The 24193-nt window shown below is 70.5% G+C and carries 25 protein-coding genes and 1 pseudogene; 14 read left to right on the forward strand and 12 right to left on the reverse strand.

Features of this window, described 5'->3' with window-relative positions; all coding sequences use genetic code 11:
* Positions 1–45 precede the first annotated feature (45 nt).
* The gene (locus F1C12_RS07140; protein ID WP_185278095.1) at positions 46–1737 is read right to left on the reverse strand and encodes an amidohydrolase; all 1692 of its coding nucleotides are present in this window, start codon (positions 1735–1737) and stop codon (positions 46–48) included.
* 109 nt (positions 1738–1846) lie between these two features.
* On the opposite strand from F1C12_RS07140, the gene F1C12_RS07145 reads away from it, so the two are divergent.
* Positions 1847–2530: a TetR/AcrR family transcriptional regulator gene (locus F1C12_RS07145; RefSeq protein ID WP_258046159.1), complete on the forward strand. Its 684-nt coding sequence runs from the start codon at positions 1847–1849 to the stop codon at positions 2528–2530.
* 174 nt (positions 2531–2704) lie between these two features.
* Here F1C12_RS07145 and F1C12_RS07150 read toward each other — a convergent pair whose 3' ends face one another.
* Both F1C12_RS07150 and F1C12_RS07155 read right to left on the reverse strand, forming a co-directional pair.
* Positions 2705–3997 (reverse strand): APC family permease, encoded by a 1293-nt coding sequence (locus F1C12_RS07150; RefSeq protein WP_185278096.1) that lies wholly within the window; start codon positions 3995–3997, stop codon positions 2705–2707.
* Positions 3998–4123: 126 nt separating this feature from the next.
* On the reverse strand, positions 4124–4504 hold the full coding sequence (locus F1C12_RS07155) for an SHOCT domain-containing protein (protein ID WP_185278097.1): 381 nt from the start codon (positions 4502–4504) through the stop codon (positions 4124–4126).
* A gap of 198 nt (positions 4505–4702) precedes the next feature.
* Between F1C12_RS07155 and F1C12_RS07160 the strand changes: the two genes are divergently transcribed.
* From F1C12_RS07160 to F1C12_RS07175, 4 genes are all read left to right on the forward strand, one after another.
* Entirely contained in the window at positions 4703–6187 is a 1485-nt protein-coding gene (locus tag F1C12_RS07160) for an anaerobic C4-dicarboxylate transporter family protein (RefSeq protein WP_185278098.1), read from the forward strand.
* Positions 6188–6220: 33 nt separating this feature from the next.
* Complete coding sequence (locus F1C12_RS07165) at positions 6221–7573, forward strand: M20/M25/M40 family metallo-hydrolase (protein WP_185278099.1); 1353 nt, start codon at positions 6221–6223, stop codon at positions 7571–7573.
* A gap of 109 nt (positions 7574–7682) precedes the next feature.
* Positions 7683–7832 carry a hypothetical protein gene (locus F1C12_RS07170; protein WP_185278100.1) on the forward strand — a complete coding sequence of 50 codons (150 nt, stop codon included), beginning with the start codon at positions 7683–7685 and terminating at the stop codon, positions 7830–7832.
* Between the two features lie 34 nt (positions 7833–7866).
* Positions 7867–8160, forward strand: a complete 294-nt coding sequence (locus F1C12_RS07175) for a hypothetical protein (RefSeq protein ID WP_185278101.1) — start codon at positions 7867–7869, stop codon at positions 8158–8160.
* 7 nt (positions 8161–8167) lie between these two features.
* On the opposite strand, the gene F1C12_RS07180 is transcribed toward F1C12_RS07175, so the two are convergent.
* Complete coding sequence (locus F1C12_RS07180) at positions 8168–8443, reverse strand: hypothetical protein (protein ID WP_185278102.1); 276 nt, start codon at positions 8441–8443, stop codon at positions 8168–8170.
* 184 nt (positions 8444–8627) lie between these two features.
* On the opposite strand from F1C12_RS07180, the gene F1C12_RS07185 reads away from it, so the two are divergent.
* Positions 8628–8921: a hypothetical protein gene (locus tag F1C12_RS07185; protein ID WP_185278103.1), complete on the forward strand. Its 294-nt coding sequence runs from the start codon at positions 8628–8630 to the stop codon at positions 8919–8921.
* A gap of 27 nt (positions 8922–8948) precedes the next feature.
* Here the strand turns inward: F1C12_RS07185 and F1C12_RS07190 are convergent, their stop codons facing one another.
* Entirely contained in the window at positions 8949–11294 is a 2346-nt protein-coding gene (locus tag F1C12_RS07190) for a glycoside hydrolase family 5 protein (RefSeq protein WP_185278104.1), read from the reverse strand.
* Positions 11295–11401: 107 nt separating this feature from the next.
* On the opposite strand from F1C12_RS07190, the gene F1C12_RS07195 reads away from it, so the two are divergent.
* Positions 11402–12247 (forward strand): SDR family NAD(P)-dependent oxidoreductase, encoded by an 846-nt coding sequence (locus tag F1C12_RS07195; RefSeq protein WP_258046160.1) that lies wholly within the window; start codon positions 11402–11404, stop codon positions 12245–12247.
* 93 nt (positions 12248–12340) lie between these two features.
* Here the strand turns inward: F1C12_RS07195 and F1C12_RS07200 are convergent, their stop codons facing one another.
* The 4 genes and pseudogenes from F1C12_RS07200 to F1C12_RS22880 all read right to left on the reverse strand — a co-directional run.
* On the reverse strand, positions 12341–14107 hold the full coding sequence (locus F1C12_RS07200) for an ABC1 kinase family protein (protein WP_185278106.1): 1767 nt from the start codon (positions 14105–14107) through the stop codon (positions 12341–12343).
* A gap of 4 nt (positions 14108–14111) precedes the next feature.
* Complete coding sequence (locus tag F1C12_RS07205; protein ID WP_185278107.1) at positions 14112–14708, reverse strand: PadR family transcriptional regulator; 597 nt, start codon at positions 14706–14708, stop codon at positions 14112–14114.
* A 144-nt stretch (positions 14709–14852) separates the two neighbouring features.
* Positions 14853–15182 carry an HNH endonuclease gene (locus F1C12_RS22680; RefSeq protein WP_258046161.1) on the reverse strand — a complete coding sequence of 110 codons (330 nt, stop codon included), beginning with the start codon at positions 15180–15182 and terminating at the stop codon, positions 14853–14855.
* A gap of 159 nt (positions 15183–15341) precedes the next feature.
* Positions 15342–15776: pseudogene (locus tag F1C12_RS22880) on the reverse strand (YDG/SRA domain-containing protein); the annotation flags it as partial.
* A gap of 138 nt (positions 15777–15914) precedes the next feature.
* Between F1C12_RS22880 and F1C12_RS07215 the strand changes: the two are divergent.
* Complete coding sequence (locus tag F1C12_RS07215) at positions 15915–17318, forward strand: GmrSD restriction endonuclease domain-containing protein (RefSeq protein ID WP_185278109.1); 1404 nt, start codon at positions 15915–15917, stop codon at positions 17316–17318.
* Positions 17319–17329: 11 nt separating this feature from the next.
* Positions 17330–19108, forward strand: coding sequence for a DUF2510 domain-containing protein (locus F1C12_RS07220; protein ID WP_185278110.1), 1779 nt, complete (start codon positions 17330–17332; stop codon positions 19106–19108).
* Positions 19109–19117: 9 nt separating this feature from the next.
* Here the strand turns inward: F1C12_RS07220 and F1C12_RS07225 are convergent, their stop codons facing one another.
* A complete protein-coding gene (locus tag F1C12_RS07225) occupies positions 19118–19342 on the reverse strand; it encodes a PLDc N-terminal domain-containing protein (RefSeq protein ID WP_185278111.1) in 225 nt (74 codons plus the stop codon).
* An 84-nt stretch (positions 19343–19426) separates the two neighbouring features.
* On the opposite strand from F1C12_RS07225, the gene mobA reads away from it, so the two are divergent.
* Both mobA and F1C12_RS07235 read left to right on the forward strand, forming a co-directional pair.
* Positions 19427–19999 (forward strand): molybdenum cofactor guanylyltransferase, encoded by a 573-nt coding sequence (gene mobA / locus F1C12_RS07230; protein WP_185278112.1) that lies wholly within the window; start codon positions 19427–19429, stop codon positions 19997–19999.
* Positions 19999–20247, forward strand: a complete 249-nt coding sequence (locus F1C12_RS07235) for a DUF6457 domain-containing protein (protein WP_185278113.1) — start codon at positions 19999–20001, stop codon at positions 20245–20247. Before mobA ends, F1C12_RS07235 begins: the two co-directional genes overlap by 1 nt.
* A gap of 6 nt (positions 20248–20253) precedes the next feature.
* On the opposite strand, the gene F1C12_RS07240 is transcribed toward F1C12_RS07235, so the two are convergent.
* Both F1C12_RS07240 and F1C12_RS07245 read right to left on the reverse strand, forming a co-directional pair.
* Positions 20254–20766, reverse strand: a complete 513-nt coding sequence (locus F1C12_RS07240) for a hypothetical protein (RefSeq protein ID WP_185278114.1) — start codon at positions 20764–20766, stop codon at positions 20254–20256.
* Positions 20766–22736: a primary-amine oxidase gene (locus F1C12_RS07245; protein ID WP_185278115.1), complete on the reverse strand. Its 1971-nt coding sequence runs from the start codon at positions 22734–22736 to the stop codon at positions 20766–20768. Before F1C12_RS07245 ends, F1C12_RS07240 begins: the two co-directional genes overlap by 1 nt.
* A 102-nt stretch (positions 22737–22838) precedes the next feature.
* Between F1C12_RS07245 and F1C12_RS07250 the strand changes: the two genes are divergently transcribed.
* From F1C12_RS07250 to F1C12_RS07260, 3 genes are read left to right on the forward strand one after another with little or no spacing between them, the layout of a single operon-like run.
* Complete coding sequence (locus F1C12_RS07250; RefSeq protein WP_185278116.1) at positions 22839–23486, forward strand: TetR/AcrR family transcriptional regulator; 648 nt, start codon at positions 22839–22841, stop codon at positions 23484–23486.
* Between the two features lie 48 nt (positions 23487–23534).
* Complete coding sequence (locus tag F1C12_RS07255) at positions 23535–23801, forward strand: type II toxin-antitoxin system Phd/YefM family antitoxin (protein ID WP_185278117.1); 267 nt, start codon at positions 23535–23537, stop codon at positions 23799–23801.
* Positions 23792–24193: a PIN domain-containing protein gene (locus F1C12_RS07260; protein ID WP_185278118.1), complete on the forward strand. Its 402-nt coding sequence runs from the start codon at positions 23792–23794 to the stop codon at positions 24191–24193. Before F1C12_RS07255 ends, F1C12_RS07260 begins: the two co-directional genes overlap by 10 nt.

Below are 24193 nucleotides of genomic sequence, written 5' to 3' on the forward strand. Positions count from 1 at the left end.
GATCCTCCTGTGCAGTGGGGGCGGTGGGGGTGGAGTGGTGACGGTTCAGACGGCCGCGGTCGCGGCGTCCACCTGGTCGCGGACGTAGACCGGAGCGCCGCCGACCCAGGTGGAGACGACCGTGCTCTCGTGGATGCGGTCGGCCGGCACGGCGAACGGGTTGGGTTCGATGACGACCAGGTCGGCGCGGTAGCCGGGGGCGATCGTGCCGGTGTCGTGGTCGCGGTGGTTCACGTACGCCGAGCCGGACGTGTAGGCGGCGAAGGCGGTGGCGAGGTCGAGCCGCTGCTGCGCGCCTCCGAGCGGAGCGTCGGCCGAGCCTGGGGAGACGCGGTTGACGGCGATGTGGATGGCGGCGATCGGGTCGGCGCTCGACACCGGCCAGTCGCTGCCGGCGGCGAGGCGGGCGCCGGCCCGGTCGAGGTCGCCGAACGGGTACTGCCTGGCCTCGAGCCCGTCCTTCAGGAACGGCAGCGTCAGCTCGTCGAGCTGCGTCTCGTGGCAGGCCCAGAGCGCCTGCAGGTTGGCGACGGCACCCAGCTCGGGGAAGCGCGCGGCGTCCTCTTCGGAGACCACCTGGAGGTGGGCGAGGTGGTGCCGGCCGTCGCTCGCGCCGTTGGCCGCGCGGGCGGCCTCCACCGCGTCCAGGGCCTCCTGCACGGCGCGGTCGCCGAGCGCGTGGAAGTGCACCTGGAAGCCGAGCCGGTCGAGCTCGGTCACGTACTCGGTGAGCCGGTCGGGGTCGATGAAGGACAGCCCGGAGTTCGCCGTCTCGTGGCCGTGCGCGTCGAGGTACGGCGACTTCATCGCCGCCGTGAAGTTCTCGGCGACGCCATCGACCATGATCTTGACCGTGCCGAGGGTGAACCGGTCGTCCCCCAGCCGCTCGTACTCGTCGCGCCGCCGCACGATGGCGTCGAGCTGCTCGGCGCCGGTGTCGCGGAGCCACCACTGCGCGCCGCGGACGTGCGCGATCAGGGTGTCCTCCTCCAGTGCCCGGCGGTACGCCGGCAGATTGGCCGGCATGGAGGCGACGACGCCGATCATCGCGTCCTGCCAGCCGGTGATGCCGAGCTTCAGCAGCTCGGACTGGGCGCGCAGCAGGCCGGCGTAGGCGAGGTCGGCGTCGATCGCGGGCTTGACCGCGTCGAACAGGTCGCCAGCGCCCTCGTGGAACGTGCCGGCCGGGAAGCCGTCGGCCTCCCGCTCGATGCGGCCGTCCACCGGGTCGGGTGTGCTCGCGTCGAGGCCGGCGAGCCGGATCGCGGCGGTGCTCGCCCAGAGGCTGTGGTGGTCGCGGCTGGCGACGAGCACCGGCCGGTCGCCCACGACGGCGTCGAGGAGGCCGCGCGCGGGGGCGCCGCCCGGGAAGTGGTCCATCGACCAGCCGCCGCCGAGGATCCAGGCGCTCGTGTCGTCCGTCGCCGGATGCTCCGCCGCGTACTCGGCGACCCGGCGCAGCGTGTCCGCCGCGTCGGCCGAGTCGGCCAGCGAGCACTGCAGCAGCTCGACGCCGCCGCCGACCGGGTGGATGTGCGCGTCCTGGAAGCCCGGGCTGAGCAGCGCGCCGCGCAGGTCGACCACCTCGGTGGCCGGTCCGCGGTGGGCCGGCACCGACTCCTGCGGCACCAGCCCGAGGATGCGGCCGTCGCCGATCAGCACGGCATGGCCGGCGACCGGCTGCCCTGTCCCGGTGAAGATCTGACCTCCGGTCAGGATCACGTCTGCGTCGGCCATCGCCCTGGTTTCCCTTCGTCATCGAGTGGATCGAGCCCGATGGTAGAAGAAGATCAACAGCAATGTCAACACTGCTGACATTGCTGTTGGCATGGGCTAGGGTTGGCGTGTGACTGAAGCGATGACGCACGACCACTCGAAGCGCCTCGATCGCGCCACGATCGTCAAGGCCGGGCTGGAGATCGCCTCCGACCCGCGCACCGCCACGATCTCCATCCGCGCGCTCGGCTCGGCGCTCGGCGTCGACCCGACCGCCGTGTACCGCCACTTCCGCGGCAAGGACGACCTGATGAAGGCCCTGCTGGACGAGGTGCAGGCCGTCGCGCTCGCGCAGCTCTCAGCGGACTCGGGAGCGTGGCGCGACCGCCTCCGCTCCCTGTCGCTCGCGACGCTCGGCACCTTCGTGCAGTACCCCGCGATCGCTCTGGAGGCCACCGTCCTCACGACCAACGGCCCGGCGGAGCTCGCGACCATCGAGTACATCCTCGCCGCCTTCGCGGAGGCCGGCCTCAGCGGCTCGGACCTGGTCCGCCACTACGCGCTCTTCGCCTCGTACGTGCTGTCGGAGGCCGCCGGCATCGCCCGTGGCCGCACCACCCCCTCGGCGTCGAGCGACGACACCCGCGTGAGCAACGCCTGGTTCGAGGGCCCCCTGCTGGTCGACCCGCTCGTCCACTCGCACATCGCGTCGGTCGCGGCGGAGCTCCGCGACCTGCGGGACGAGGACATCTTCCGGATGGGCGTGGACGCCATCCTCGACTCGGCGGAGCGCGCCGCGGCCGGCGGCGCTTGACGCGCCCCTCCCGCAGGAGATTCCGGGCGCAACGCCGACCGGCTTCCTTCGGAAGGTCGCTCGGAAGGAGATCCAGTCGAGTCTTCCTTCCTCCGCCAGCGACTCCCGCACTCGTGCCGAATCGCGGCTCTCGCGGCGCCAGAGGCGCGATTCGGCTCGAATGTTCGCGTGCGCTCAGGCCGCGCGCGCCCGCCTCCCCCGCGCCGCGCCCTTCCACCCGTAGTCGATCACCACCGCCAGCACCAGGATCCCGAGCAGCGCGAACGCCGTCTTCGGCTCGCTCACGAGCGTCGTCGTGCTGAAGATCACGAACGTCCCGAGCGTTGCGAGCAGCCCGATCCACAGGATGACCACGTTGCCGCCGGTCTCGTGCCGGATGCGGAGGTGGCCGATGCTCACCGCCGAGAACACCAGCAGGGCGACAGCGCTGCCGATCGAGGCGATCGCGTTGAGGTTGAAGAACGAGACCAGCAGGATCGCCAGCACGGCCATCACGACCAGGCCGGCCGGGAACGGCCCCCACTTGCGGCCGAAGAACGGCGGGAACTGGCCGACGCGCGCCAGGTGCTGCGTCATCCCGATCGACGGGTAGAGGCCCGCGTTCACCGCTCCCGTGGTCGAGAACAGCGCCGTCACCACCATGAGCACGTAGCCGGCCTGGCCCAGCACCGGCTTCGCTGCCTCGGCGAGCGCCGTCGATCCGTACTTCACCACCTCGTCCGCCGTGAGCGTGCCGAACACCCCCAGCGACACCGCCACGTACACCGTCGTCGCGATGAGCAGCGCGAAGTAGATCGCCTTCGGGAGCTGCCGCGCCGGGTTCGGGAGGTCCTTCGCCGTGAAGGTGATGACGCCGAAGCCGAGGAAGGCGAAGAAGGTCAGCGCGACACTGGAGATGATGTGCTCCCAGCCCGGGTAGCCGGACGGCGCCAGCAGAGCCGGGTTCCAGTTCGCGATCGTCACGACCGCGAACAGCACCAGGATCACGAGCACGACGCTCACGATCACCGACTGGACGCGCGCCACCGCGGCCGCGCCGATGGTGTTGAGCCCGCTCATCACCAGGATGAGCAGCACGCCCAGGACCTTCGCCCAGGTCGGGTCGTCGTGCGCGACGACCGAACTGGCGTAACTGCCGAACGAGGACGCGATCATCGCGACCACGATCGACCCCGCCGTGAAGAACAGCCAGGCGCCGATCCCGGCGACGTGGCCCTCCCCGTAGCCCTTCGAGAGGAAGGTGAGGATGCCGCCGCCCGACGGGTACTTCGAGCCGAGCTTGGCGAACGAGTAGCCCTGCAGGAGGGCGATGATCCCGGCGATGAGGAACGACAGCCAGACCGCCGCCCCGGCGACCGCCCCCGCGGCGCCGAGCAGCGCGAAGATCCCCGCGCCGACCATCGAGCCGACACCGATGTAGGTCGCCTGCAGCACCGTCATGCGCTTGGCGGTGACCTTCTCACTCATCCGCGACCTCCGATCCCCCATCCCCCTCGTCGCTTCCGCGGACTCCGACCAGGCCACGGGCGCCGCCACGCCAAGGGGGTTGTGCGGCGGCGGCGCCCGAAGCCGGTGACCTCCCGGCGCCGAGCCCTACCCCAGCGCCCGCGCCTTCAGGTGCGCGAACTCGTCCTGCGAGATCGCACCGGAGTCCAGCAGCGCCTGCGCCTTGGCGATCTCGTCGGCCGGGCTGGACGTCGAGGTGACCTCGCGGATGTGCGCGTCCACCGCCGCCTGGGTGTCCACGGCCTCCTTCATGTTGCGCTCCGCCATGCCGCGGCCGCGCGCAATGAGGTAGACCAGAGCGGTCAGGAACGGCACGAAGATCAGGAAGATGATCCAGACCGCCTTCCACCAGCCGTTGAGCTTGTGGTCGCGGAACAGATCGCCGATGATCGCGAACAGCGCGAACAGGTACGCGACGAACGCGAAGCACCAGAAGAACAGCCAGACCGTACTCCAGAAGTTGCTCATTTCGTTTCCTCCCCTCGAGCGCCGGCCTCTCGCCGGCGACGGGAATGTAACCCCGTCGCACACTCTCTGGCTACACCCGGTTTTTGCGCGTTTCGAAATGTTCAGAATTCGAGACAATTCGCAGGATTGGCCCCTCCCCAACGCCGGATGGGTGATGCATCCTGTGGCCGAACGCGAGACCGAGCGGGGAGGTCGACCATGGACATCGCGTTGGTCATCATTCAGGGGTGCGTCGTCATCGGCGCGATCGTTCTCGGCGTCCGGACCGGCGGCATCGGCCTGGGGCTCTGGGGGGTCGTGGGGACCGCGATCCTCGTCTTCGTCTTCCGGCTGCCGCCGGGGTCGCCGCCGATCGACGCCTTCTTCATCATCATCGCCGTAATCACGGCCTCCAGCGCGATGCAGGCCGCGGGCGGCATCGACTACCTGGTGTCGATCGCGTCGAAGATCATCCAGCGCAACCCGAGACGTCTCACCTACGTGGCGCCCCTGGTCGCGTTCGTCTTCACCGTGCTCTCGGGCACGTCGAACATCTTCTTCGCGCTCATCCCGGTCATCTACGAGACGGCGTACCGCAACGGCCAGCGTCCGGAGCGGGCGCTGGCGGCCTCCACCGTCACGTCGGGCCTCGGCATCACGGCCAGCCCGGTGTCCGCGGCGATGGCCGCGTACCTGGTGCTGATGGAGTCGAAGGGCTTCGGCCTCCCCCAGGTGCTCGCGATCACCATCCCGTCGGCGATCGTCGCGTGCATCGTGACGTCGTTCGTGCAGCAGCGGATCGGCAAGGAGCTGCTGCAGGACCCGGTTTTCCTGAAGCGCGTCGACGCCGGGACCGTCGAGGTCCCCGCCGCGCTGGAGCGCCGCTACGAGGAGCAGGTGGGGCGGGCCGCGCCGGCCGCTGCGACCGTCGGAGACGGCACGGGGGCCGCCGACGCCGCAGCGGCCCCGACCGCCGTCGCGACCAAGCCGCCGCGCGGCGCCGGCCGGCTGTCGAAGGAGGAGGCCTCCACGATCGAGCACCCCGTCCCGCCGGGCGGAGCGACCGCCGCGTGGATCTTCGTCGCCGGCACGCTGCTGGTGGTGCTGCTCGGACTCTTCCCGTCGCTGCGCCCGGCCTTCCCGGACGCAGAGGGCAAGCCGCAGCCGCTCGCGATGGCGGTCGTGATCGAGATGGTGATGTTCACCGTCGCCCTGGTCATCATCCTGGTGCGCCGGGTGAAGCCCTCGCTCGTCGTGGAGCAGCCGCTGCTGCGCGCCGGCTACGTCGCCGCCGTCGCCCTGTTCGGGATCGCGTGGATGGCCGACACCTTCATCTCCGCCAACGAGGAGACGATCATCAAGCCGCTGGGCGAGCTCATCCAGGCGAACCCGCTGCTACTGGCCGTCGCCCTGTTCATCGTCTGCGGCCTGACGACCAGCCAGTCCGCGACGACGAACACGCTCATCCCGATCGCCCTGACCGCCGGCCTCGCGCCCGGGGTGATCACCGCCATGTGGCCGTCCCTGATCGGCGTCTGGCTGTTCCCGGCCAACGGCTCGCAGATCGCGTCGGTGGAGACCGACCGCACCGGGTCGACCAAACTGACGCAGGTGCCGATCTGGCACTCCTTCACCATCCCGATGCTGGTGTCGTGGGTCGCCGCGGTGGCGTCCGGCCTCCTGATCCAGCTCGTCGTCCACTGAGCGCGCGTCCGTCAGCAACCTGGAGGAGACACCATGACCGACACCGCAGCCGACGTCACCGCCGCCGCGAAGGCACTGATGCCCGACGTGCTCGACCGCCTCGACGCGCTCGTGCGCATCCCGTCGGTCGCCTTCCCCGGCTTCGACCCGGAGCCTGTGCACCGGATGGGCCAGGCCGTCGTCGACCTCTTCGAGGCGGCAGGCGCAGAGGGCGTCCGCCTGCTCGACGTGCCGGGCGGCTACCCGTGCGTCTACGCCGACCTTCCCGGCCCCGACGGCTCGCCGACGGTGCTGCTCTACGCGCACTACGACGTGCAGCCGGCGCCGGAGAGCCAGGGCTGGTCCACCCCGCCGTGGGAGCCCACCCGCAAGGACGACGGCCGCATCTACGGTCGCGGCGCCGCCGACGACAAGTCCGGCCTGGTCGCCAACTACGCCACCCTGAAGCTGCTCGGCGCCGACCGGCCCTGCCGCGTCATCCTGCTGTCGGAGGGCGAGGAGGAGACCATCTCGCACCTGGAGGCGTTCGTGGAGGCCAACCCCGACCTGTTCGCGTGCGACGCCGCCGTCATCGCCGACATCGGCGGCCAGGAGGTCGGCCGTCCCGGCCTCACCGTCGCGCTGCGCGGCGACGTCGCGTGCACGGTCACCGTGCGCACGCTCGAGCACCCCGTCCATTCCGGCGAGTTCGGCGGCGCGGCGCCGGATGCCATGACGGCGATGATCCGCATCCTCGACACCCTGCACGATGAGAACGGCGACACGGTCATCCCGGGCGTCGACTCCGGGAGATGGGACGGGGCTGCGATGGACGAGCCGGTGTACCGGGAAGGTTCGGCCATCCTCCCCGGTGTCGACTTCCTGGGCACCGGCTCTTTGGCCGACCGGATCTGGATGAAGCCCTCGGTGACGGTGCTCGGGATGGACCTCCCGAACACGGCCGAGGCGTCGAACGTGCTGCTGCCGTCGGTCACGGCGAAGCTCTCGATGCGCATCATCCCCGGTTCGGACGGCGACGCCCAGCTGGAGGCGCTGATGGCGCACCTGCGCTCGCAGCGCCCGTGGAACTGCGTCGTGGAGGTGGAGAAGGTGAAGGTCGGCCACGCGTTCCGGGTGGACGAGAGCCACCCCGCCATCCCGGCGGCGATGGACGCGATGCGCCAGGCCTACGGGCGCCAGGTCGAGTCCATCGGCAGCGGCGCCTCCATCCCGCTGGTCGCCTCCCTGAAGAAGGTCTCGCCGGACGCGGCGATCCTGCTCTGGGGCGCGGAGGACACCAAGCAGTCCCGCATCCACGCCTCGGACGAATCGGTCGACCCGGACGAGATCGAGCGGATGATCGTCACACAGACGCTGTTCATCCGGGAGTTCGCGGCCGCGATGTAGGCCGGCGCGGAACGGGACGCGGGGACGGCCGATGCGGGAGCTCGCCAGGTTCGCGGGGGCGGTGGCCCTGATCGCGCTGGTCGCCCTTGCCACGACGCCCGGACCTGCGTTGAGCACCGTGCGGCTGGTGGACGCGCTGGTGGTGCTGGTCGCTGCGGCGGGGTGCGCGTTCTGCGCGGGGGTGGCGGAGGTGCGGCGGGCGCGGGAGCTGGAGGCGGTGACGTCGGATCCGGCGGCGAAGGCGGGGGTGCCGTCGTAGCCGTCCTGTCTCGTTCGCTGTGTAGTTTGGTCCCATGACCGACCTCCCGGACGCGCTCCCCGCCGACTACGAGCCCGCGCACGTGTTCCGCGTGGTCGCGATCCCGCTCGACCGCGGCTGGGGCGTGTGGCTGCGCGCCGCCGACGACAGCGTCATCCACAGCTTCGGGATCGGGCTGCCTCCCGAGATGCCGTTCCGTCCGGACGTGCTGGAGGTGCTGGGGCCCGTGCTCAACCTGCAGTTCCGGCTCGCGTACATGGACGACTCGGCGTGGGACGAGTTGGAGAACCACTGGTCGGCCGTCGTGTACGAGTACACGCCGCGCTAGCCCGCGCTCAGTCGTCTGGCGTGGACATCTGCTCGACGCCCTCGCCGTCCTCCACTGTGCCGGGGACGGTCCCCTCGTAGAGGTAGGCCGCCGCCTCCGGCCACGCGCTGGCGTCCACCAGGCGGAAGACGTCCACTGCCGCCACTCCCTCGAACGGAGCCGCTGCCCGGATCACCGCGGGAGGTCCGGCGCCGACGATCGGCAGGCGTCGGCTGACGCTCGGCGCCGACTCGTCGGGGTACAGGAACACGGCCACGAAGCTGGAGAGCGCGTCATCGCCCATGACCCTTCCCCCGATCCGTCGTCGGCGCGACTCCGACCGGCCCGCGCCGTGTCGGGGCGCCCGTCCGGTTCCCCGTGGCGGCATGATGCACCCGCCGCCGCGGGGTCGGCAAGGGATCGGGCGCCGTCCGGGGGACGAATATCGGGAATAGCCAAGGCGGTGCGATGCGAGGCACAATCCGGGTATGAGCGAAGCCAACGCCACCGGCCCCACCGCCCTCGGCCCCGGCAGCACGCCAGGGGGGATTCCACTCAAACTGCACCTGAACGAGCCGGAGTACGCCGCGCTCGTCCGGATCGCGTTGCACCGACACACGACGGCCTCCCACCTCGTGGAGACCCTCGTCCTCCGCGCCCTCGAACACACCGAGGTGCCGCCGCCGGCCGACTCCTCGCCGAAACGGTCGCACACCACCTACGACGAGGCGACGCGCGGGTTCACCCGCGACGGCGCGCGGGTGACTCTGCCGGAGCATTGAGCCGCTGGCGGGCGTCGCGCAACCCGGTCACGAGCCGGTGTTGACCGTGTACCGCCCCGCCGCGCACCCGCTCACCAGCCAGCCTCCCGGCATCGCGGCTGTCGCCACCTTCGTGAGTCCCGTCGTGTGCACCTGCGGCTTCGCCGTGCCGGGCACCCAGACTTCCAGCCCGCAGCTCGGCTCGGTCGTCGTCCCGGACAGCAGCAGGTCCGCGCCCTTCGCCGTCAGCGTGGTCACCGTCCCGGGCGCCGATCGCGGGTAGGCGCGGCTCAGCACGCTCAGGAGGTCGCTGCGCGGCGGGGCGTCGCCTCCCGTCGCGCAGTCCTGCACCATCAGGCCGTTGCCGGTTGGGCCGATGCCGTTCTGCGGGTCGCCGCAGGCCTGCTTCCACACCCAGTACGCGCTGCCGAGCCGGTTCGCGTCCTCCGCCGTCGCGTAGCGGGCGAGCCGCGCGTCCACGTCGGCCGTGTCGCCCCAGTAGCCGTACTCCCCCGACCACAGCGGCGCCCCGTACTCGTCGGCGACGCGCTGCGCGAGGGTGAACTGCCGATCGAGGCTCACGATCGGCGGGAGGCCGAGCGAGCGGTCCATCGTGATCGACTCGGCGTAGAGGTGCGGGGAGAACACGATGTTCCGGTCGGACGTGAAGCCCGGCGTCGGACCGCTGTCGAAGCCGAGACCCGACCAGAGGATGCTCGGCTCCACCACCACGAGCTGCTGCGACCCGGCGGCGCGGATCGCCGAGATCGCGCGGTCGTAGAACCGGCCGAGCAGGTACGACGTCGTGACCGGCGCGGTCTCGCCGAAGCCCGGCTCGTTCAGGAGGTCGTAGCCGGCCACCGTCGGTTCGTCGCGGAACTCTGCGGCAAGCTTCCCCCACGTGGCGACGAGCGCCGACTGGATGCCGTCGGTGTCGAAGTAGAAGTTCTGGAAGGCCCGGTCGCCGGCGGGCGAGATGTCGCGGCCGGTGAACTGGCAGCGCGGCGCCCCGTCTGTGATCGTCGCCCAGGCCGGGGCGCCGTCGTAGCCCCACATCGGGTCGGTGCCGGGCCGGCAGTCCGTGCCGGACGGTGTCGCGCCCTTCCACCAGCCGTCCTGATGCATGTCGAGCACGATGTAGAGGCCGTGCTCTCCGGCCCAGCCGACCGCCTGCTTGATCGCGCCGAGGTACGAGCTCGACAGCGTCCCGCGCTGCGGTTCGAGGGCCGACCAGGACAGGTTCAGCCGGACGACATCGAAGCCGTTCGCCGCGATCCCGGCGAAGTCGGCCTCCGTCAGCGGACGCGTCGCCGCGACGCCCTTCTTCGGCTGGTAGAAGTCGACGAGCTGGTTGACGTTGACGCCGCGCAGCAGCACCTGGTCGCCGCGGCCGTCGGTGATGACCTTCCCGGAGGCGCGCAGGAAGCCGGCGGGCGCGGCGCCGGCGGGCGCGGCCGCAGCGGAGGCGGGCGCGCCGGCTGATGTCCCCGGCGGCACCACGACCGCGACGACCACCGCGAGGACCACGATCGCCGCGGCCGTCGCCTGCGCCACCCGCACCCGCCCGGCCGCGGGGATGAGCTCCACGACCAGCGCTCCGACGCCGGCTACCCAGCCGACGCACGCCCCGAACGACAGCCCGTCGGCGACCGCGACGTAGGCCGCCATCCCCGGCCACAGGTCGCCACTGAGCCCGCCGTCGACGGCGAACGCGACGATCGCTTGCACGACCCCGACGATCCCGCCCGCGACCAGCGCCGCCAGCCAGCCGCCGAGGGCGCCGGGGACGCGCCGCCGCAGCGGGTTCAGGAGCAGCGCGGTGGCGAACGCGATCAGGAGGACGGCGACGATCACGGACAGCGCTCCGTGCTCGGGCCGCGCCACAGGGACGCCGGGCGCGTAGGCGGCGCTCGTCCACCACACCCCGGCGAGCAGCGGCGCCGCGGCCGCGAACAGGGCGGCAGGAATCCACGGCGGACCGCAGCGGTGCACGACGCGCCGGGTCGGGCCGCCGAACCAGCGTGCGACCGCCGCGACGATCAGCGCCGCCGGGACGGCCTTCGCCGTCACATAGCCCGCCGCCCACGCGCTGACCGGCAGGTTCCACGTCATCACCAGGGCGGCGGCGGCCTGCGCGAGCAGCACCGCCAGCACGATCCCGGCCACGAGCGTCCAGTACCGCTCGCCCGCGCGCAGCGCCGTCCACCACGTCATCCCGAGCAGCACGGGGACGAAGACGGCGTACGGCGCGAACGGCCAGACCCCCGCGGTGGACGGCAGCGCCCCCGACCAGCCCGCGAGCGCGAGCAGCCCGGTCGGGTCGAGGACCGCCTGGAGGACGACCAGGACCAGCGCGGCGCACACCGCGACGAGAGGACGGCGAACCGACTTCATGACACTCCATCGTGACAAGGTTCAGAGGCTGGCCGACGTGGGCAGCCAGGACAGAATCCATGATTCGGCACTCAGTGTCAAGCAGGCTGCAGTGGCAGGATGACACCGTGACCGAATCGATTCTTCTCGTCACCGGAACGTCCTCCGGTATCGGCCTGGCGACCGCGGTCGCCGCCGCCCGCCACGGTTTCACCGTCGTGGCCACCATGCGCGACACCGGCAAGGCGGGCGCGCTCCAGTCGGCGGCCTCCGCCGCGGGCGTCACGCTCGACGTGCAGCCCCTGGATGTCACGTCGTCGGCCTCCGTCGAAGCGTGCCTCGACCACATCCGGTCGACCTACGGCCGCCTCGACGCCCTCCTCAACAATGCGGGCGCCGGGCACCTCGGGACCATCGAGCTGGAGTCCGTCGAGGATGTGCGCGCCGTCATGGAGGTGAACTTCTTCGGCGTCGTCGCCGTCACCAAGGCCGCGCTGCCGCTGCTGCGGGAGAGCGGGGGCCGCGTCGTCACCGTGTCGAGCGTCGGCGGCGTGGTGGGCCAGCCCTTCAACGAGGCGTACTGCGCCGCGAAGTTCGCCGTCGAGGGCTTCATGGAGTCGCTGACCCCGGTCGCCGCGACGGTCGGCGTCGGCGTCAGCGTGATCGAGCCCGGGGCGGTGTCCACCGAGTTCGTCGCGAGCGTGCAGGCGCAGGAGACGCCGGCCGTGGCGGGGACGCCGTACGAGGGCGCGCTGACCGCCTATCTGGCGCGCACCGCCGCCGCGTTCGACCCGGCCGCGGCGCAGACTCCGGAGGGCGTGGCCGACGTGATCGTGGACGTGCTGACCGCGGAGCAGCCGCCCGCGCGCGTGCAGACGTCGGAAGCGGCCCAGCGGTTCGCCGGGGTGAAGCTGGCGGACCTGGACGGCGCTCACGTGCAGGCCGTGACCCGGCACTGGGTGACCGGCGCCTGACGCCGGCACCTCGCCCCCACCATCGCCGAGGGGCACGTAAACGCCCCTAAAACACGCTTGTAGGGGCGTTTACGTGCCCCTCGGCGTCGTGAGCTACCGCCTCCGGCCGCCGACCAGCACGTAGATCAGTGGCAGCGCCGACACACTCATCAGCACGATCCCGAACGCCGGGATGGTCGGCAGCAGCACCGCTCCCGCGACCAGGAACCCGCTGAACAGCACCGCCGCGATGAGCCGGCGGGTGACGCGTTCGAGCCTCCCGATCCGCTGGTCCAGCGCCGGCGTCTTGACCGAGAGGTTGCCCTCCTCGATCCGGTTGACGACGTTGTCGAGCCGTTTCGGCAGCCGCACCGCCACGCCCGCGACGGAGACGGCCTCCTTGAGCGCGTCCTGGACCAGGTTGCCGCTCTCGTCGCGCAGCAGCTGCGTCGCGTACGGCTCGATCGAGTCCCACAGGTTGAAGGCCGGGTCGAGCGCGCTGCTCACCCCGGAGGTCAGCGACATCGCGCGCACGATGAGGAGGAAGTGCTCGGGGAGCTGGAACGGCAGCGACCGGATCACGTCGCCGAACTGCACGGCGAAGTCGCGGAACTCCCGCTGGTCGACCTCCCGCAGCTCCGCGAACCCCATCCCGCCGAACCGCGCGAACAGCTGCGTCATCGCCCGTTCGAGTTCGGAGGTGTCGGAGGTGGGCAGCAGCACGCCGACGTCGCGCATCGCGTCCACGAGCCCCTTGCCGTCGCGCGCCGCCGCCGCGATGAGCAGCTTGCGGAGGCCGCGCCTGGTGCCGTCGGGGACCTCCCCCATCATCCCGAAGTCGATGAACGTGAGCTTCCACGGGTGCGCCGTCGTCGCGTCCATCCCGTCGCCGGCCTGCGCGATGTTCGGCGTGACGAAGATGTTGCCCGGGTGCGGGTCGGCGTGGAAGAACCCGTTCGTGAACAGCTGGTCGAACATCACGGACGCGAACACCGGCGCCACGTGCGCCGGGTCGATGCCGGCGGCGCGCAGCGCGAGGATGTCGGTGATCTTGATCGCCGTCACGTCTTCGAGTGTCAGGACGCGGCGGGTGGTGCGCTCCCAGACCACCTCCGGCACGGCCACGCGGGGGTCGTGGCTGAAGTCGTCGGCGAAGCGCGCAGCGCTCCTGGCCTCGTGGAGGTAGTCGATCTCCTCCAGGCTGGTCGCAGCGAACTCCTCCACCAGCGCCGGCATGTCCACGCGATCGGAGACGACGCGGACCCGTTTGAGCCAGCCGCCCACCCGCCGCAGCGCGGCCAGGTCGACGTCGACGATCGCGTCGATCCCCGGCCGCTGCACCTTCACGACGACCGTGTCGAGCCCGGTGTCCTCCCGGTCCTGGGCGGCGAGCCGCGCCCGATGCGCCTGCCCGAGGGAGGCTGCAGCGACCGGGACGGGGTCGATGCTGTCGAAGACGCGCTCCAGCGGCATCCCGAGCTCGTCCTCGGCCAGCTTCCGGATCTGATCGAACGGGACGGCAGGGACCTCGTCCTGGAGCCCTTCGAGCTCCTTGGTGATCTCCGGCGGGAGGACGTCGAGCCGCGACGACATGAACTGCCCGACCTTGATCATCAGCCCGCCGAGCTCGACCGCGAGGTCGTGGAAGCGCCGCGCGAAGGCGGTGAGCCGCTTGGTGCGCCCGCGCTCGCTGAAGCGGCCCAGCCCGATGCGCGGAAGGAAGAGGTCGTACCACCAGATGTGGACGAGGTTGGCCGCGGCGAAACGCAGGATGCGGCGGTAGCGGGCCCGGGTGCTGCCGGTGCCCGCTACTGCTGCTTTCCTGCTCGTCGTGCCTGGTGTCGTCGTCGCGCCTGATCCGGCCGCGTCGGGCGCCGCCACCCGCTCAGTCCTGGGCGTCCTGGGCGAGGATCGAGTACAGCTTCCGCCGCGCCTCGTCGAGGACCGCGACGGCCTCCTTCACTTGCTCCGGCGTGCCCGTGCGCCGCACCTGCGCGGCGGCCTGCGCGAGCGCCATCCCCGCCTTCGGCAGCTCGGAGTCGAACGGGTTGTGGCCGCCGCTCCAATTGCCCGGCCCCCAGCTGCCCTTGGCGTCTTCCTTCTTCTCCTCCGGAGCCCACGGCGCAGGCCCGGCCTCCTCGGCGGCCGCGCGGCCCTCCTCGGTCAGGGCGTAGGTCTTGCGCCCGTTGGACTCCTCGGCCGTGATCAGCCCTTCATCGGCGAGCAGCTGAAGCGTCGGATAGACGGACCCGGCGGACGGCTTCCAACTCCCGCCGCTGCGCTCCTCGATCTCCCGGATGATCTGGTACCCGTGCATGGGCTTCTCGGTGAGCAGCGCGAGCACGGCGGAGCGGACGTCGCCGCGGCCCATGCGGGTGCCGACCTTCTTCTCGAACTGCGACCTGAGCTGGTCGAAGGCCTGGAAAAGGCCGTCGGCGTTCATGTTGCCCCAGGCGCCTCCGCCGTTGAATGTTCCGCTCATGATGTGCCTCCTGGTACGGATCGGGTGAGTCGGTAACGATAGTTAACGATATATCGTTAGAGGACGGATGGGGAGGGATTCTCGGCTAGCGGTCAGGGTGGATTGGAACTGATGCGGAGGTGCAGGATGCAGCGCTGCGGACGCTCAGATGCCGCCGGCCGGTGAGACGCTCCAGAGCGAGCGGTGGTAGTCGAAATGGAGCGGATCGACGCTATGTGAGCCACTGAACGTGAGTTGACCAACGATATTGCCCGCCACGTCAGTAACCGTGAGGTCGTCGGAGACGAAAAGTCCCCCGATATCGAACTGGGTGTGGTGGTTCGGGCAGAGACACAAGATGTTCGATTCGTCGTCAGGTCCCAGATGCGGTCTTCCCAGCGGTCTTACGTGGGCGCCTTCAGAATATCGACGGCCCGCGACGCCGACCAGGCATGTACCGCAGATCTGACAGGCGTTGGCATAGGTGGCTTTCACCCGCCGAGACGCCGCCGAGTCTCGAATGCGCCGCGAAATGGTCGTGGTTCTAAACTCCACTTGATCCTGTGTTTCCGAATCGGTAGCAGTACTCGGGTCGGACAGGCGGTCAAGCCGAAACCGCTGAATCACAAAGCCATCGCGCCCACGCTCCGTCCAGTAACTCGTTACCTCGTAGAGCCCGGCGTACTCATACCCCTGCCGCGGAGCAAACCGGGAGGCTGCATGCGCACCGCGTGAGACTCGAACGGGCAAACCCCCAACCCAGCTGGTGATAAGACCAGCATTTCCTGGATCATCGGCAGACTGGTCTGCGACCTGCTTGTGCGTTCGAGGGTCGCGTCCTCCGTGACCGGTGTAAATGATGTACTCGCCGTGGTCTTCGTCGTCCGGATAGCCACCCGACACAACGATGGAGTCTGCTCCCTCCACCCTGGTGCCAGAGATACCGGCCATCGGTGGTCGGTGGACACCGGCGACGCTGAGTTCATTCCGCGAAGCGAATGCTTGCCCGACAACGACGCCCGCCGGCGTTCCAAAATACTTCGACACTGGTATTGCCCCCTCGGTAACAAGGTAGACAAATGCATGCATTGCTGCTGACACGCGTTTGGGGGCGAATGCCGCGACACTCCGCGTCGAGCCACACCCGCCCCCAATCCAGGGGCAATTCCATACCGATCGGTCGGCTTCTCGGTAGTCTGCTCTCACCCGACCCGAGGAAGACTCACAGTGAGCAACCCTGCTTTGCCGCCTGCCGGCTGGTATCCCAATCCTGACAAACCGTCCGAGCTGCGGTGGTGGGATGGTGCGGCGTGGTCCGCGCACACCGCCGAGCCCGGGACAGTGGCGGCGGCGGCGTCCGCGGCAGCTGGCCCGCAGACTCCGAAGACCAAGCGCAGGATCCCCCTCAGCACCTGGGTGGTTGGCGTGATCGTCCTCCTCGTCCTCCTCATCGGTGCCGCGAGTGGGGGCCTGGGGTCGTTCCTGATCTGGCTTTCCCTCTTCGCCGGATTCAGCGCTCTTTACACCATGGTCACCCGCCGCCGCGGGTGGGCTCTCCTTCCGCAGTCCCGCAAGACCGCCGGGGCGATCGCTGCCGGGTCGCTCGTGGTCCTCGTTGCCGGAGCGAGCATCTTCGGGGCAAGTCACCCGCCCGCCCTGGCCGACGCGGATGCGATGATCCATTCCGCGCCCTCGACGCCTACGGTGGCTAAGCCGTCGCCGACTCCGTCGAGTCAGGGCGAGCCGCTCGACCCGGCAACGGTCGTAGCCGCCGACACGGGCCCGACCGTCGTCATTGCCGACGCCAGCAGCACGGACGCGAGCGCGCTGGACGTGCTGGCCACGCTGCCGGTTAAGGGCAAGTCACCCTCCACGGGGTATGCGCGCACCACCGACTTCGGAGCGGCCTGGCTTGATGTCGACCACAACGGCTGCGACACCCGCAATGACATCCTCGCCCGCGACCTCACCGCCATCACCAAGGAGGGCGCGTGCCGCGTGCTCTCGGGAACGCTCGACGACAAGTACACCGCGCAGAGCATCCCGTTCGTCCGTGGCGCGACGACGTCGACGCTGGTCCAGATCGACCACATCGTCCCTCTCCAGAACGCGTGGGTCACCGGGGCTCAGAAGCTCACGCAGGCGCAGCGGATCAGCCTGGCGAACGACCCGCTGAATCTGATCGCGGTGGACGCACACTCCAACGAGCAGAAGTCGTCCGGCGACGCCGCGACCTGGCTGCCGTCGAACAAGTCCTTCCGCTGCGAGTACGTCGCACGGCAGATCTCGGTCAAAGCCACCTACGGATTGTGGGTGACGCGGGCCGAGCACGACGCGATGACGCGGGTGCTCTCCGGCTGCACCGGTCAGATGGCGCAGTCGTCGGCGTTCACGCCGCCGGCACCGGCGCCCACGCCGACCGAGGCACCCGCACCGGCACCCGCACCCGCGCCGGCGCCTGCTCCCGCCCCGGCGCCCGCACCTGCCCCCGCTCCCGCCCCGGCTCCCGCCGCGCCCCAGGACCCGGGAAACGGTGCGACGGCACTCTGCAATGACGGCACCTACTCCTTCGCCGCCCACCACCAGGGCGCCTGCTCGCACCACGGCGGCGTCGCCGTCTTCTACAAGTAGGCCATCGTGGCATGCCCCGCCCTGCGAACCTGGTCGACTTCGCCGTCGAGCGGACCGCGACGCGGCAGGTCACGCGAACCGGGTCCGTGCCTCCCGTGACGGGCGAGCAGGAGGGCGGCACGACGTCGCCGCGCGTCGACTTCGCCGGGATCAACGCTCTGGCTTCGCGCCCCGCGGGCTACGCTGTGGCGCTCAAATGCCTGCAGGTCCAGGCGGATGCCGAGGACGGCGACCCCGCGCTCCGGTCGGGTGGACACGTGAGGCTGCATCCGGACGCCTGGTCCTGGTACCAGGGTGCTCTCGGCGAGATCCAGATCGGCGCCCTGCTGGATCAGCTGGGACCCGAGTGGTTTGTCCGTCATTCCGTGCCGATCGGAGCAGACACGAAGGACGTCGATCATCTGGTGATCGGACCGGCCGGGGTCTTCGCGATTAACACGAAGCACCATGCCGGCGCCTCGGTCTGGGTGGGCGACCACGTGCTCCGAGTCAACAACGCGAACACATCTCACCTCGTGATCGCGCGGAGCGACGCGCTAGATGTCGGCCGGCGACTCTCGCAGCAGACCGGGTTCCCCGTCCCAGTGACCGCGGTCATCGCTGTGCTGCACGCGAAGTCCGTCAAGGACATCCGCTCGGCTCAGAATCGCTCGATCGCCGTCCTAGATGCGCGGCAACTGGTTGCGTGGGTGAGCTCGCAGCCGGCTCAGTTGAGCGCGACCAAAATCGAGCTGCTCAAGCTCGCGGCCGAAGAACCGATGACCTGGCATAACGACCCGAGAGCGGCCGACACCCTTCGTGTCATGCAGCGATTCGAACGGCTCGTGGCGCGCGTCGAGATTCCGGACAGGCACGCGACGCGAGCATCGTCCCCGAGCCGGCCGGTGCGGCGCCCGACCGGACGCACGAACACCGGCAGCAAGAAAAACCGAAAGCCGGCGACCCGTGTCGCAGCCCTCGCCGATGTCTTCCGGGTCTGGTTCGCCGCTGCCGTCGTCGTCGTTGCGATCCTCGTCGTCCGAGGCGTTGCGGATCAGCCGTGCGGCTCCCCACTGGCGTGCGTGCTCCCGTCGATCTACCTCGTGTGGAGGCCGATCCTGCCCTTCAGCGGCCTCGTCGCTGTGGCACTCGCGCTACTCCGCACCGGTCAGTACGCCATCCCAAGAATCTCTTCCTCGCTCCGTAGACGCGTGTCCCGTCCCGCACGGGCGCGGAGGAGTCCGACTCCCCGAACAAATCGAGGCCGACACGAAGGACAACCCATGAACCCTCCCGCCGGCTGGTATGCCGACCCAGCTGCCTCCGGACTCGTCCGCTACTGGGACGGTGCGGCCTGGACCGAGCACACCGCACCGCACGCGCCGGTTCCGCCCGCCGCCGCGCCGTTCGTGAGTTCGAGCGGCGACGCGCCGCACACCGCCGACCCGTCGTATCGCGACCCCGCCGGCTACGCACCAGCACAGTCGTACGCCCCAGCGCAGTTTTACACACCGTACTCCACCGCCCCCGCCAACCCGCACTATGTCGTCGCTGTCCCGCCGAAGAACAGCAAGGCGACCCGCTCGCTCGTGTGGGGCATCATCAGCCTGTTCATCAACCCGTTCGCGCTGCCCTCGATCCTCGCGATCGTCTTCGGGGCGCAGTCGCGCACCACCGCCGACCAGATGGAACGGGCGGGGCTCGTGGATTCGGGGCGGGCCCGCGCGACCGCCGGGCTGGTCCTCGGCTGCGTCGGCGCGGGCTTCTTCGTGCTGTGGGCTGTGCTCTACGTCACAAGCCAGTTCCGGTAGCCGGGAGGATCAGGTCGTCGCGCCGCCCTCCCGCAGCGAACGCCGGCCGATCGCGAACCACAGGATTGCGCCCACCAGCGGGATGAGCGTCACCACGACCACCCAGGCGACCACCGGCCCCGCCGCCGCCTTCGACTTCGCGATCTGCACCAGCGCGATCAACCAGAGCACGAATGGCACGATCCAGAACGAGAGCACGAGCATCACGTGCCAGCCGGTGAGTCCAAAGAGCAAGTCGAGAAGGATACCGTGCGGTAGGAAATCAGTCGCACGACCGGACGGGTCGTGTCGCCTCCTGGACCGTGCCAGGCTGGGGCCGTGGCCCCCACTCCCCCGCCGCCCGCCGCCATCGTCATCGCCGGCGGACGCTCCACGCGCTTCGGCAGCGACAAGCTGCTCGCGGAGGTCGACGGGCGCACGCTGCTGCAGCGGACGATGGAGGCCGTGAGCGGCTGTGCGACGGTCGTCCTGGTGTCCGCGACCAACGAGACCGTGCCCCGCGGGGTCGTGATCGTGTCCGAGTATCCGCGGTGGGGTGGGCCGTGCGCGGGCATCGCGGCGGGGGTCGCCGCGCTGCCGGAGACGACCACCGAGACGCTGATCGTCTCGGCCGACCTCGCCCGACCGGCCAGCGCCGTCGCCGCACTGCATGCCATCGAGACGGGCGTTCTCGCCGACCAGGACGGGAACGTGCAGTGGTTGCTGGCCCGGGTTCCGGTCCCGGCACTGGGGGCGCAGCTCGCGAAACTGGACGCCGACGGAGGCGCGGCCGGCCGACCCGTCCGCGCGTTGATCGGCCACCTCGGCCTCCCCATCGTCCCCACCCACCGCGACGCGGTCGCGGACATCGACGAACAGCACGACCTCGACTACCTGAAGGAGCGACACTGATGGAACCGCAGGAACTCGACGCATGGGCCGGTGCTGCCGCGCGTCGGCTCGGGGTGAGCCTCGAACCGGGCGACGTGTCCGCGCTGCTCGATCTCGCACGGGACGCCGCCCACGGAGTGACGCGGCCGGCGGCGCCGCTCACGGCCTACATCGCCGGGATGGCGGTGGGGTCGGGCCGGACGCTCGAGGATGTCGCCCGGGAGCTGCGCGTCGCGATCGCGGAGGCCGCGCCCGGCGACGGAGACTGAGCCCGCCTACATCACCGACATCAGCAGGACGCCGACAGCCATTCCGGCGACCTCTCCGAGCTCCAGGAGGCCGCGAGCCCCTGCGCGACGCGGGAGGTGGCGAGCCCGCGCCATCGTGACGAGCAGCCACGCGCTGTACGCAAGATACCCCGCGACGAACGCGGCCACGATCGCGCCGAGCGACACCCCGTGCTCGTGCGCCGAACCCGAAGCGACCGCCGGCCGCGTCATCCCCAGCGACATCGCCACCAGCGCCGCCATCGTCACCCCGCCGAGCGCGCGGTGCAGACTCATCGGCGGCACCCGGCCGGCCCTCCGTTGCAGCGCGAAGCCCGCCGAGGCCAGCGACAGCACGATGGAGGCCAGCCCGACGCCCGGCACGGACGACCCGAGCACGCAGCCCGCCATCGCCAGCACCATCAGCCCGGCCGACACCCACACCCGCACCGGACGCGGCGAACCCAGCAGGCAGCAGGCGGAGACCGTGGACGCGCCGAGCGCACCGACGTCGAGCAGCATCAGTGCCCGCAGGTGCAATCGGCGCCGCAAGAGTCAGCCGCGGAAGCCGCCGTGTGGCACGACGCCGCCGACCGCGGCACGTCCAGCGTCGGGTTCCGGTCGAAGAAGCCGTACGGCTTCAGCGTGAAGCCCGCGTAGTCCACCGGCATGATCGGCCAGTCCTCCAGGCGCGGGAAGTGGGTCAGGCCGAAGGTGTGCCAGACGACGATGTCCTCGCCGTCCAGCGGGCGGTCCTGCGCGACGTATGCGGGGAGGCCGGCGCCGCCCGGGTGCAGGTTCACCGCGTACCCCGCCGCCCACAGCTCGGACGGCTCGTACTGCGTCACCCACAGGTGGTGCGCGGCGAAGCCCGCACGGCGGCGCTGGTGCGCCTCGTCGGCCGAGAACAGCGCCGGCTCCGACGACGGGTGCAGCACGTAGCTGGTCGGGCGGCCGACGCGGTTGCGGCGGGAGGCGCTGCTGATCGACCAGACGCGGCCGACCGAGCCGTTCGCATCCCGGACCGCGGAAGCCTCCGACGACAGGCGGGTGATGGTGCGGCCGATCGCGCTCCCCCACGGGTTGCCCTCCGAGACCGGCACGCGGGCGACGTCGATCTCGTCGACCGCGTTCGCCGTCCCGTCCACTGTCATGTCGAGGCGCGCGCAGAACATGTGCTGGTGCACGGGCGCGCCGAGGCCGGGCGCGAGTGGGGTCGAGTACGGGTCGTCGCCGCCGTCGTGGGCGCCGGTGAAGACGATGCCGGTGGCCTTGGCCTCCACCTCGAACGTCCCGTCCAGGTAGAAGTAGAAGTAGAACCCGTAGTCGTAGTTGCCGACCGTCGTGAAGAAGGAGACGACCAGGCGGCGCTGGCGGCGGGCCTCCGAGGTGTGGGTGAACTCGTCGGTGTGCTTCCAGAGGATGCCGTAATCCTCCTCGTGGACGCAGATCGCGTTCTTGATCACCCGCGGGTGGCAGAAGTCGTCCGCGACCACGGCGTCCAGGTAGAAGATGTCGCCGAGGCAGTCGCAGCCGAGTTCCAGCGAGTTCGCGAGCCGCCCGAACTGGTACTCGCCTGCGTCGTAGTAGTTCTGCCAGCCGTGGATGGGCGTCGGGTCGGCGTAGTTGACGACCATCTCCGAGATGGAGGCCCGGTACAGGATCGGGCGGCGCTCCTGCTGGTAGGTGAAGGCCACGTCGTGGAGGGTGAGGCCCTCGCGGCCGTTGAAGCCGACACGCAGGTCCCAGTTCTCCCAGCTCAGCACGCCGTCCCGGTACTGGAAGCTGACGCCCTCCGGCTGGGTGATCTCGATGGGCTTCAGTGACGTCCGAAGCGGGCCGGTGAGCTCCGGGTCGAGGTAGTCGCCGGACTCCAGCGGGACGGTGTCGATCGGGGTCTCGACCAGGCGGATCACCGTGCGCGAGAGGGTGTCGACGTGGGCGACTAGGCCGTCGATCGGGTGCGCCCACGGGAGGTCGGATTCGCTCTGTTGCAGGAAGGCGAGCACCCGGAACATCCGGCGGCCCTCCTCGTCGTCGTAGTCGAAGTGGCCGGCGGTCAGCGGGCAGGTGCGGACCGTGCTCACGTCGTGGATGCCGCGCCGGGCGAGCGCGGCGACCCAGCCGGCGTCGGCCTTGACGATCTCGTCCACGAGGCCGAACTCCTCGTCCAGCACGGGCGCGGTGCCCTCGGTGACGGGGTCGAGCTCGCGAGTGTGGACCACCTCCCCCGCGGTGAGGTCGGCGGCCGCCTGCGTGACGGCGCCGGTCGAGAAGTCGAGCAGCAGCGCCTCCACCTCGCGGTGCAGGCCGGCGGCGCGGTCGGCGTCGAGGACGTCGCGCTTGTGCGGCTCGCGCAGCATGACGTACGTGAACCGGGTGTGCTCGGTCACGAGGCCGGCCTCCGCGAACACCTCGCGGGCGCGGTCGATCTCGGCTCCGGTGAGCGCGGCGAGCGGGTGGGAGGTCGCGGTGGCGATCGTCAGGGACATTCCAGAACTCCTTCGTCGGTGGATCCCGATGGTTATTGACTGTAGCGTCAAAATCCTGTGTTGGGAAGGGCGGCGCCGAGGCGATCGTGCAAGATGGGGTGCGTGCCGAAGATCGTCGATCACGACCAGCGCCGCCGCGACATCGTGGACGCCTACCTCCGCGTCCTCGCGCGCACCGGCGTCGCGGGCACGCACGGGCGCTCGGTCGCAGCCGACCTCGGCGTGGTCCCCGGTACGCTCTGGCACTACTTCGACTCGGTCGAGGAGATCGCGGAGGCAGCGGCCCAGCGGGGAATCGAGCGCACGCTGGAGCGGATCGCCGCCCGGACGGGCGACGCGCGCGGGCTCGCCGCGCTGCTCGCGATCGCGGACGAGATCCTGCCGACCTCCGCGGTGACCCGCGAGGAGGCGCGCGTGGTGGTGGCGTTCTGGGGCCAGGTGCATCCGGGCTCCGACCCGCGCTCGGCGTTCGGGCGGCCGCGCGAGTTCACCGAGCTGACGCGCTCCGCACTGGTGGAGGCCGTGGCCGACGGCGAGCTCGTGGCGGCCACACCGGTCGAGCCGCTGGTCCGGCTGCTGGACTCGATCTACGCGGGCGAGCAGGTGATCTGGGCGGCGGAGTCGGTGGAGGCCGACCTCGGGCAGGTGCGGCGGACGTTCGCGACGGCCGTGGCGCCGTGGCTGGACGCGGCGGGGCCGGACGGCACGGCGTCGCCGGCGGCTGGGATGCTACGGCAGTGGGCACGGTAGCGCTTCCGGGCGTAGACAAATATCTACCCGGTACCGTAGGGTGGAGGAATGATCCCCACGCTCGATGACCACAACATCACCGTCGGACAGCTGCGGCAGAACCCGACGCAGATGCTCGCCGATGTCCAGGGCGGCGAGCGCTACGTGGTGACCAGCCACGGGCGTCCCATCGCCGACGTGGTCCCGCATGTCGGCTCCGGCTGGGTGCCGATCGATCAGGTCGCCCAGCTGCTGGGCAAGAGCGGCGACGAGGACTGGGCGCGCGAGCTCGACGAGCAGCGGGCCGAGCAGGACCTCCGGGACCCGTGGCAGTGAGAGCGCTCCTCGACACCAACGTCGTCATCACCGGCGGTTTCGTCGCGCCCGCCGAGATCACGGAAGTGGCGATCTGCTCGATCAGCTATGCCGAGCTCGAACAGGGGCTCGTCGCTCCCGGCCTCGATCCGGCCGCGTTGGCCGATCGCAAGCTGCAGGTCCTGGAGATCCGGCAGGCCTTCGGCCGCGGCCTCCCGTTCGACGATGTCGCCGCGATGTACTACGGGCGCATCGTCGAAGCGGTGCACGCCTCCGGAAGGTCTCCGCGAGGCCGCATCGCCGATCTGATGATCGCAGCGGTCGCGCGCGCCCACGGCGCGGCGATCGTCACGCACAACGTCGCGGACTTCGCCGGTCTGGAACGGATCGTTCAGGTCATCTCCGCCGACTGA

Origin of the sequence: Leifsonia shinshuensis (assembly GCF_014217625.1) — a bacterium.
Lineage (GTDB): Bacteria > Actinomycetota > Actinomycetes > Actinomycetales > Microbacteriaceae > Leifsonia > Leifsonia shinshuensis_A.

Coding starts and splice junctions, on each gene's coding strand:
- F1C12_RS07140 (WP_185278095.1), bottom strand. CDS start 1,737: ATGGCCGACGCAGACGTGATCCTGACCGGAGGTCAGATCTTCACCGGG.
- F1C12_RS07150 (WP_185278096.1), bottom strand. CDS start 3,997: ATGAGTGAGAAGGTCACCGCCAAGCGCATGACGGTGCTGCAGGCGACC.
- F1C12_RS07155 (WP_185278097.1), bottom strand. CDS start 4,504: ATGAGCAACTTCTGGAGTACGGTCTGGCTGTTCTTCTGGTGCTTCGCG.
- F1C12_RS07160 (WP_185278098.1), top strand. CDS start 4,703: ATGGACATCGCGTTGGTCATCATTCAGGGGTGCGTCGTCATCGGCGCG.
- F1C12_RS07165 (WP_185278099.1), top strand. CDS start 6,221: ATGACCGACACCGCAGCCGACGTCACCGCCGCCGCGAAGGCACTGATG.
- F1C12_RS07175 (WP_185278101.1), top strand. CDS start 7,867: ATGACCGACCTCCCGGACGCGCTCCCCGCCGACTACGAGCCCGCGCAC.
- F1C12_RS07180 (WP_185278102.1), bottom strand. CDS start 8,443: ATGGGCGATGACGCGCTCTCCAGCTTCGTGGCCGTGTTCCTGTACCCC.
- F1C12_RS07185 (WP_185278103.1), top strand. CDS start 8,628: ATGAGCGAAGCCAACGCCACCGGCCCCACCGCCCTCGGCCCCGGCAGC.
- F1C12_RS07190 (WP_185278104.1), bottom strand. CDS start 11,294: ATGAAGTCGGTTCGCCGTCCTCTCGTCGCGGTGTGCGCCGCGCTGGTC.
- F1C12_RS07205 (WP_185278107.1), bottom strand. CDS start 14,708: ATGAGCGGAACATTCAACGGCGGAGGCGCCTGGGGCAACATGAACGCC.
- F1C12_RS07220 (WP_185278110.1), top strand. CDS start 17,330: ATGCCCCGCCCTGCGAACCTGGTCGACTTCGCCGTCGAGCGGACCGCG.
- F1C12_RS07235 (WP_185278113.1), top strand. CDS start 19,999: ATGGAACCGCAGGAACTCGACGCATGGGCCGGTGCTGCCGCGCGTCGG.
- F1C12_RS07240 (WP_185278114.1), bottom strand. CDS start 20,766: ATGCTGCTCGACGTCGGTGCGCTCGGCGCGTCCACGGTCTCCGCCTGC.
- F1C12_RS07245 (WP_185278115.1), bottom strand. CDS start 22,736: ATGTCCCTGACGATCGCCACCGCGACCTCCCACCCGCTCGCCGCGCTC.
- F1C12_RS07255 (WP_185278117.1), top strand. CDS start 23,535: ATGATCCCCACGCTCGATGACCACAACATCACCGTCGGACAGCTGCGG.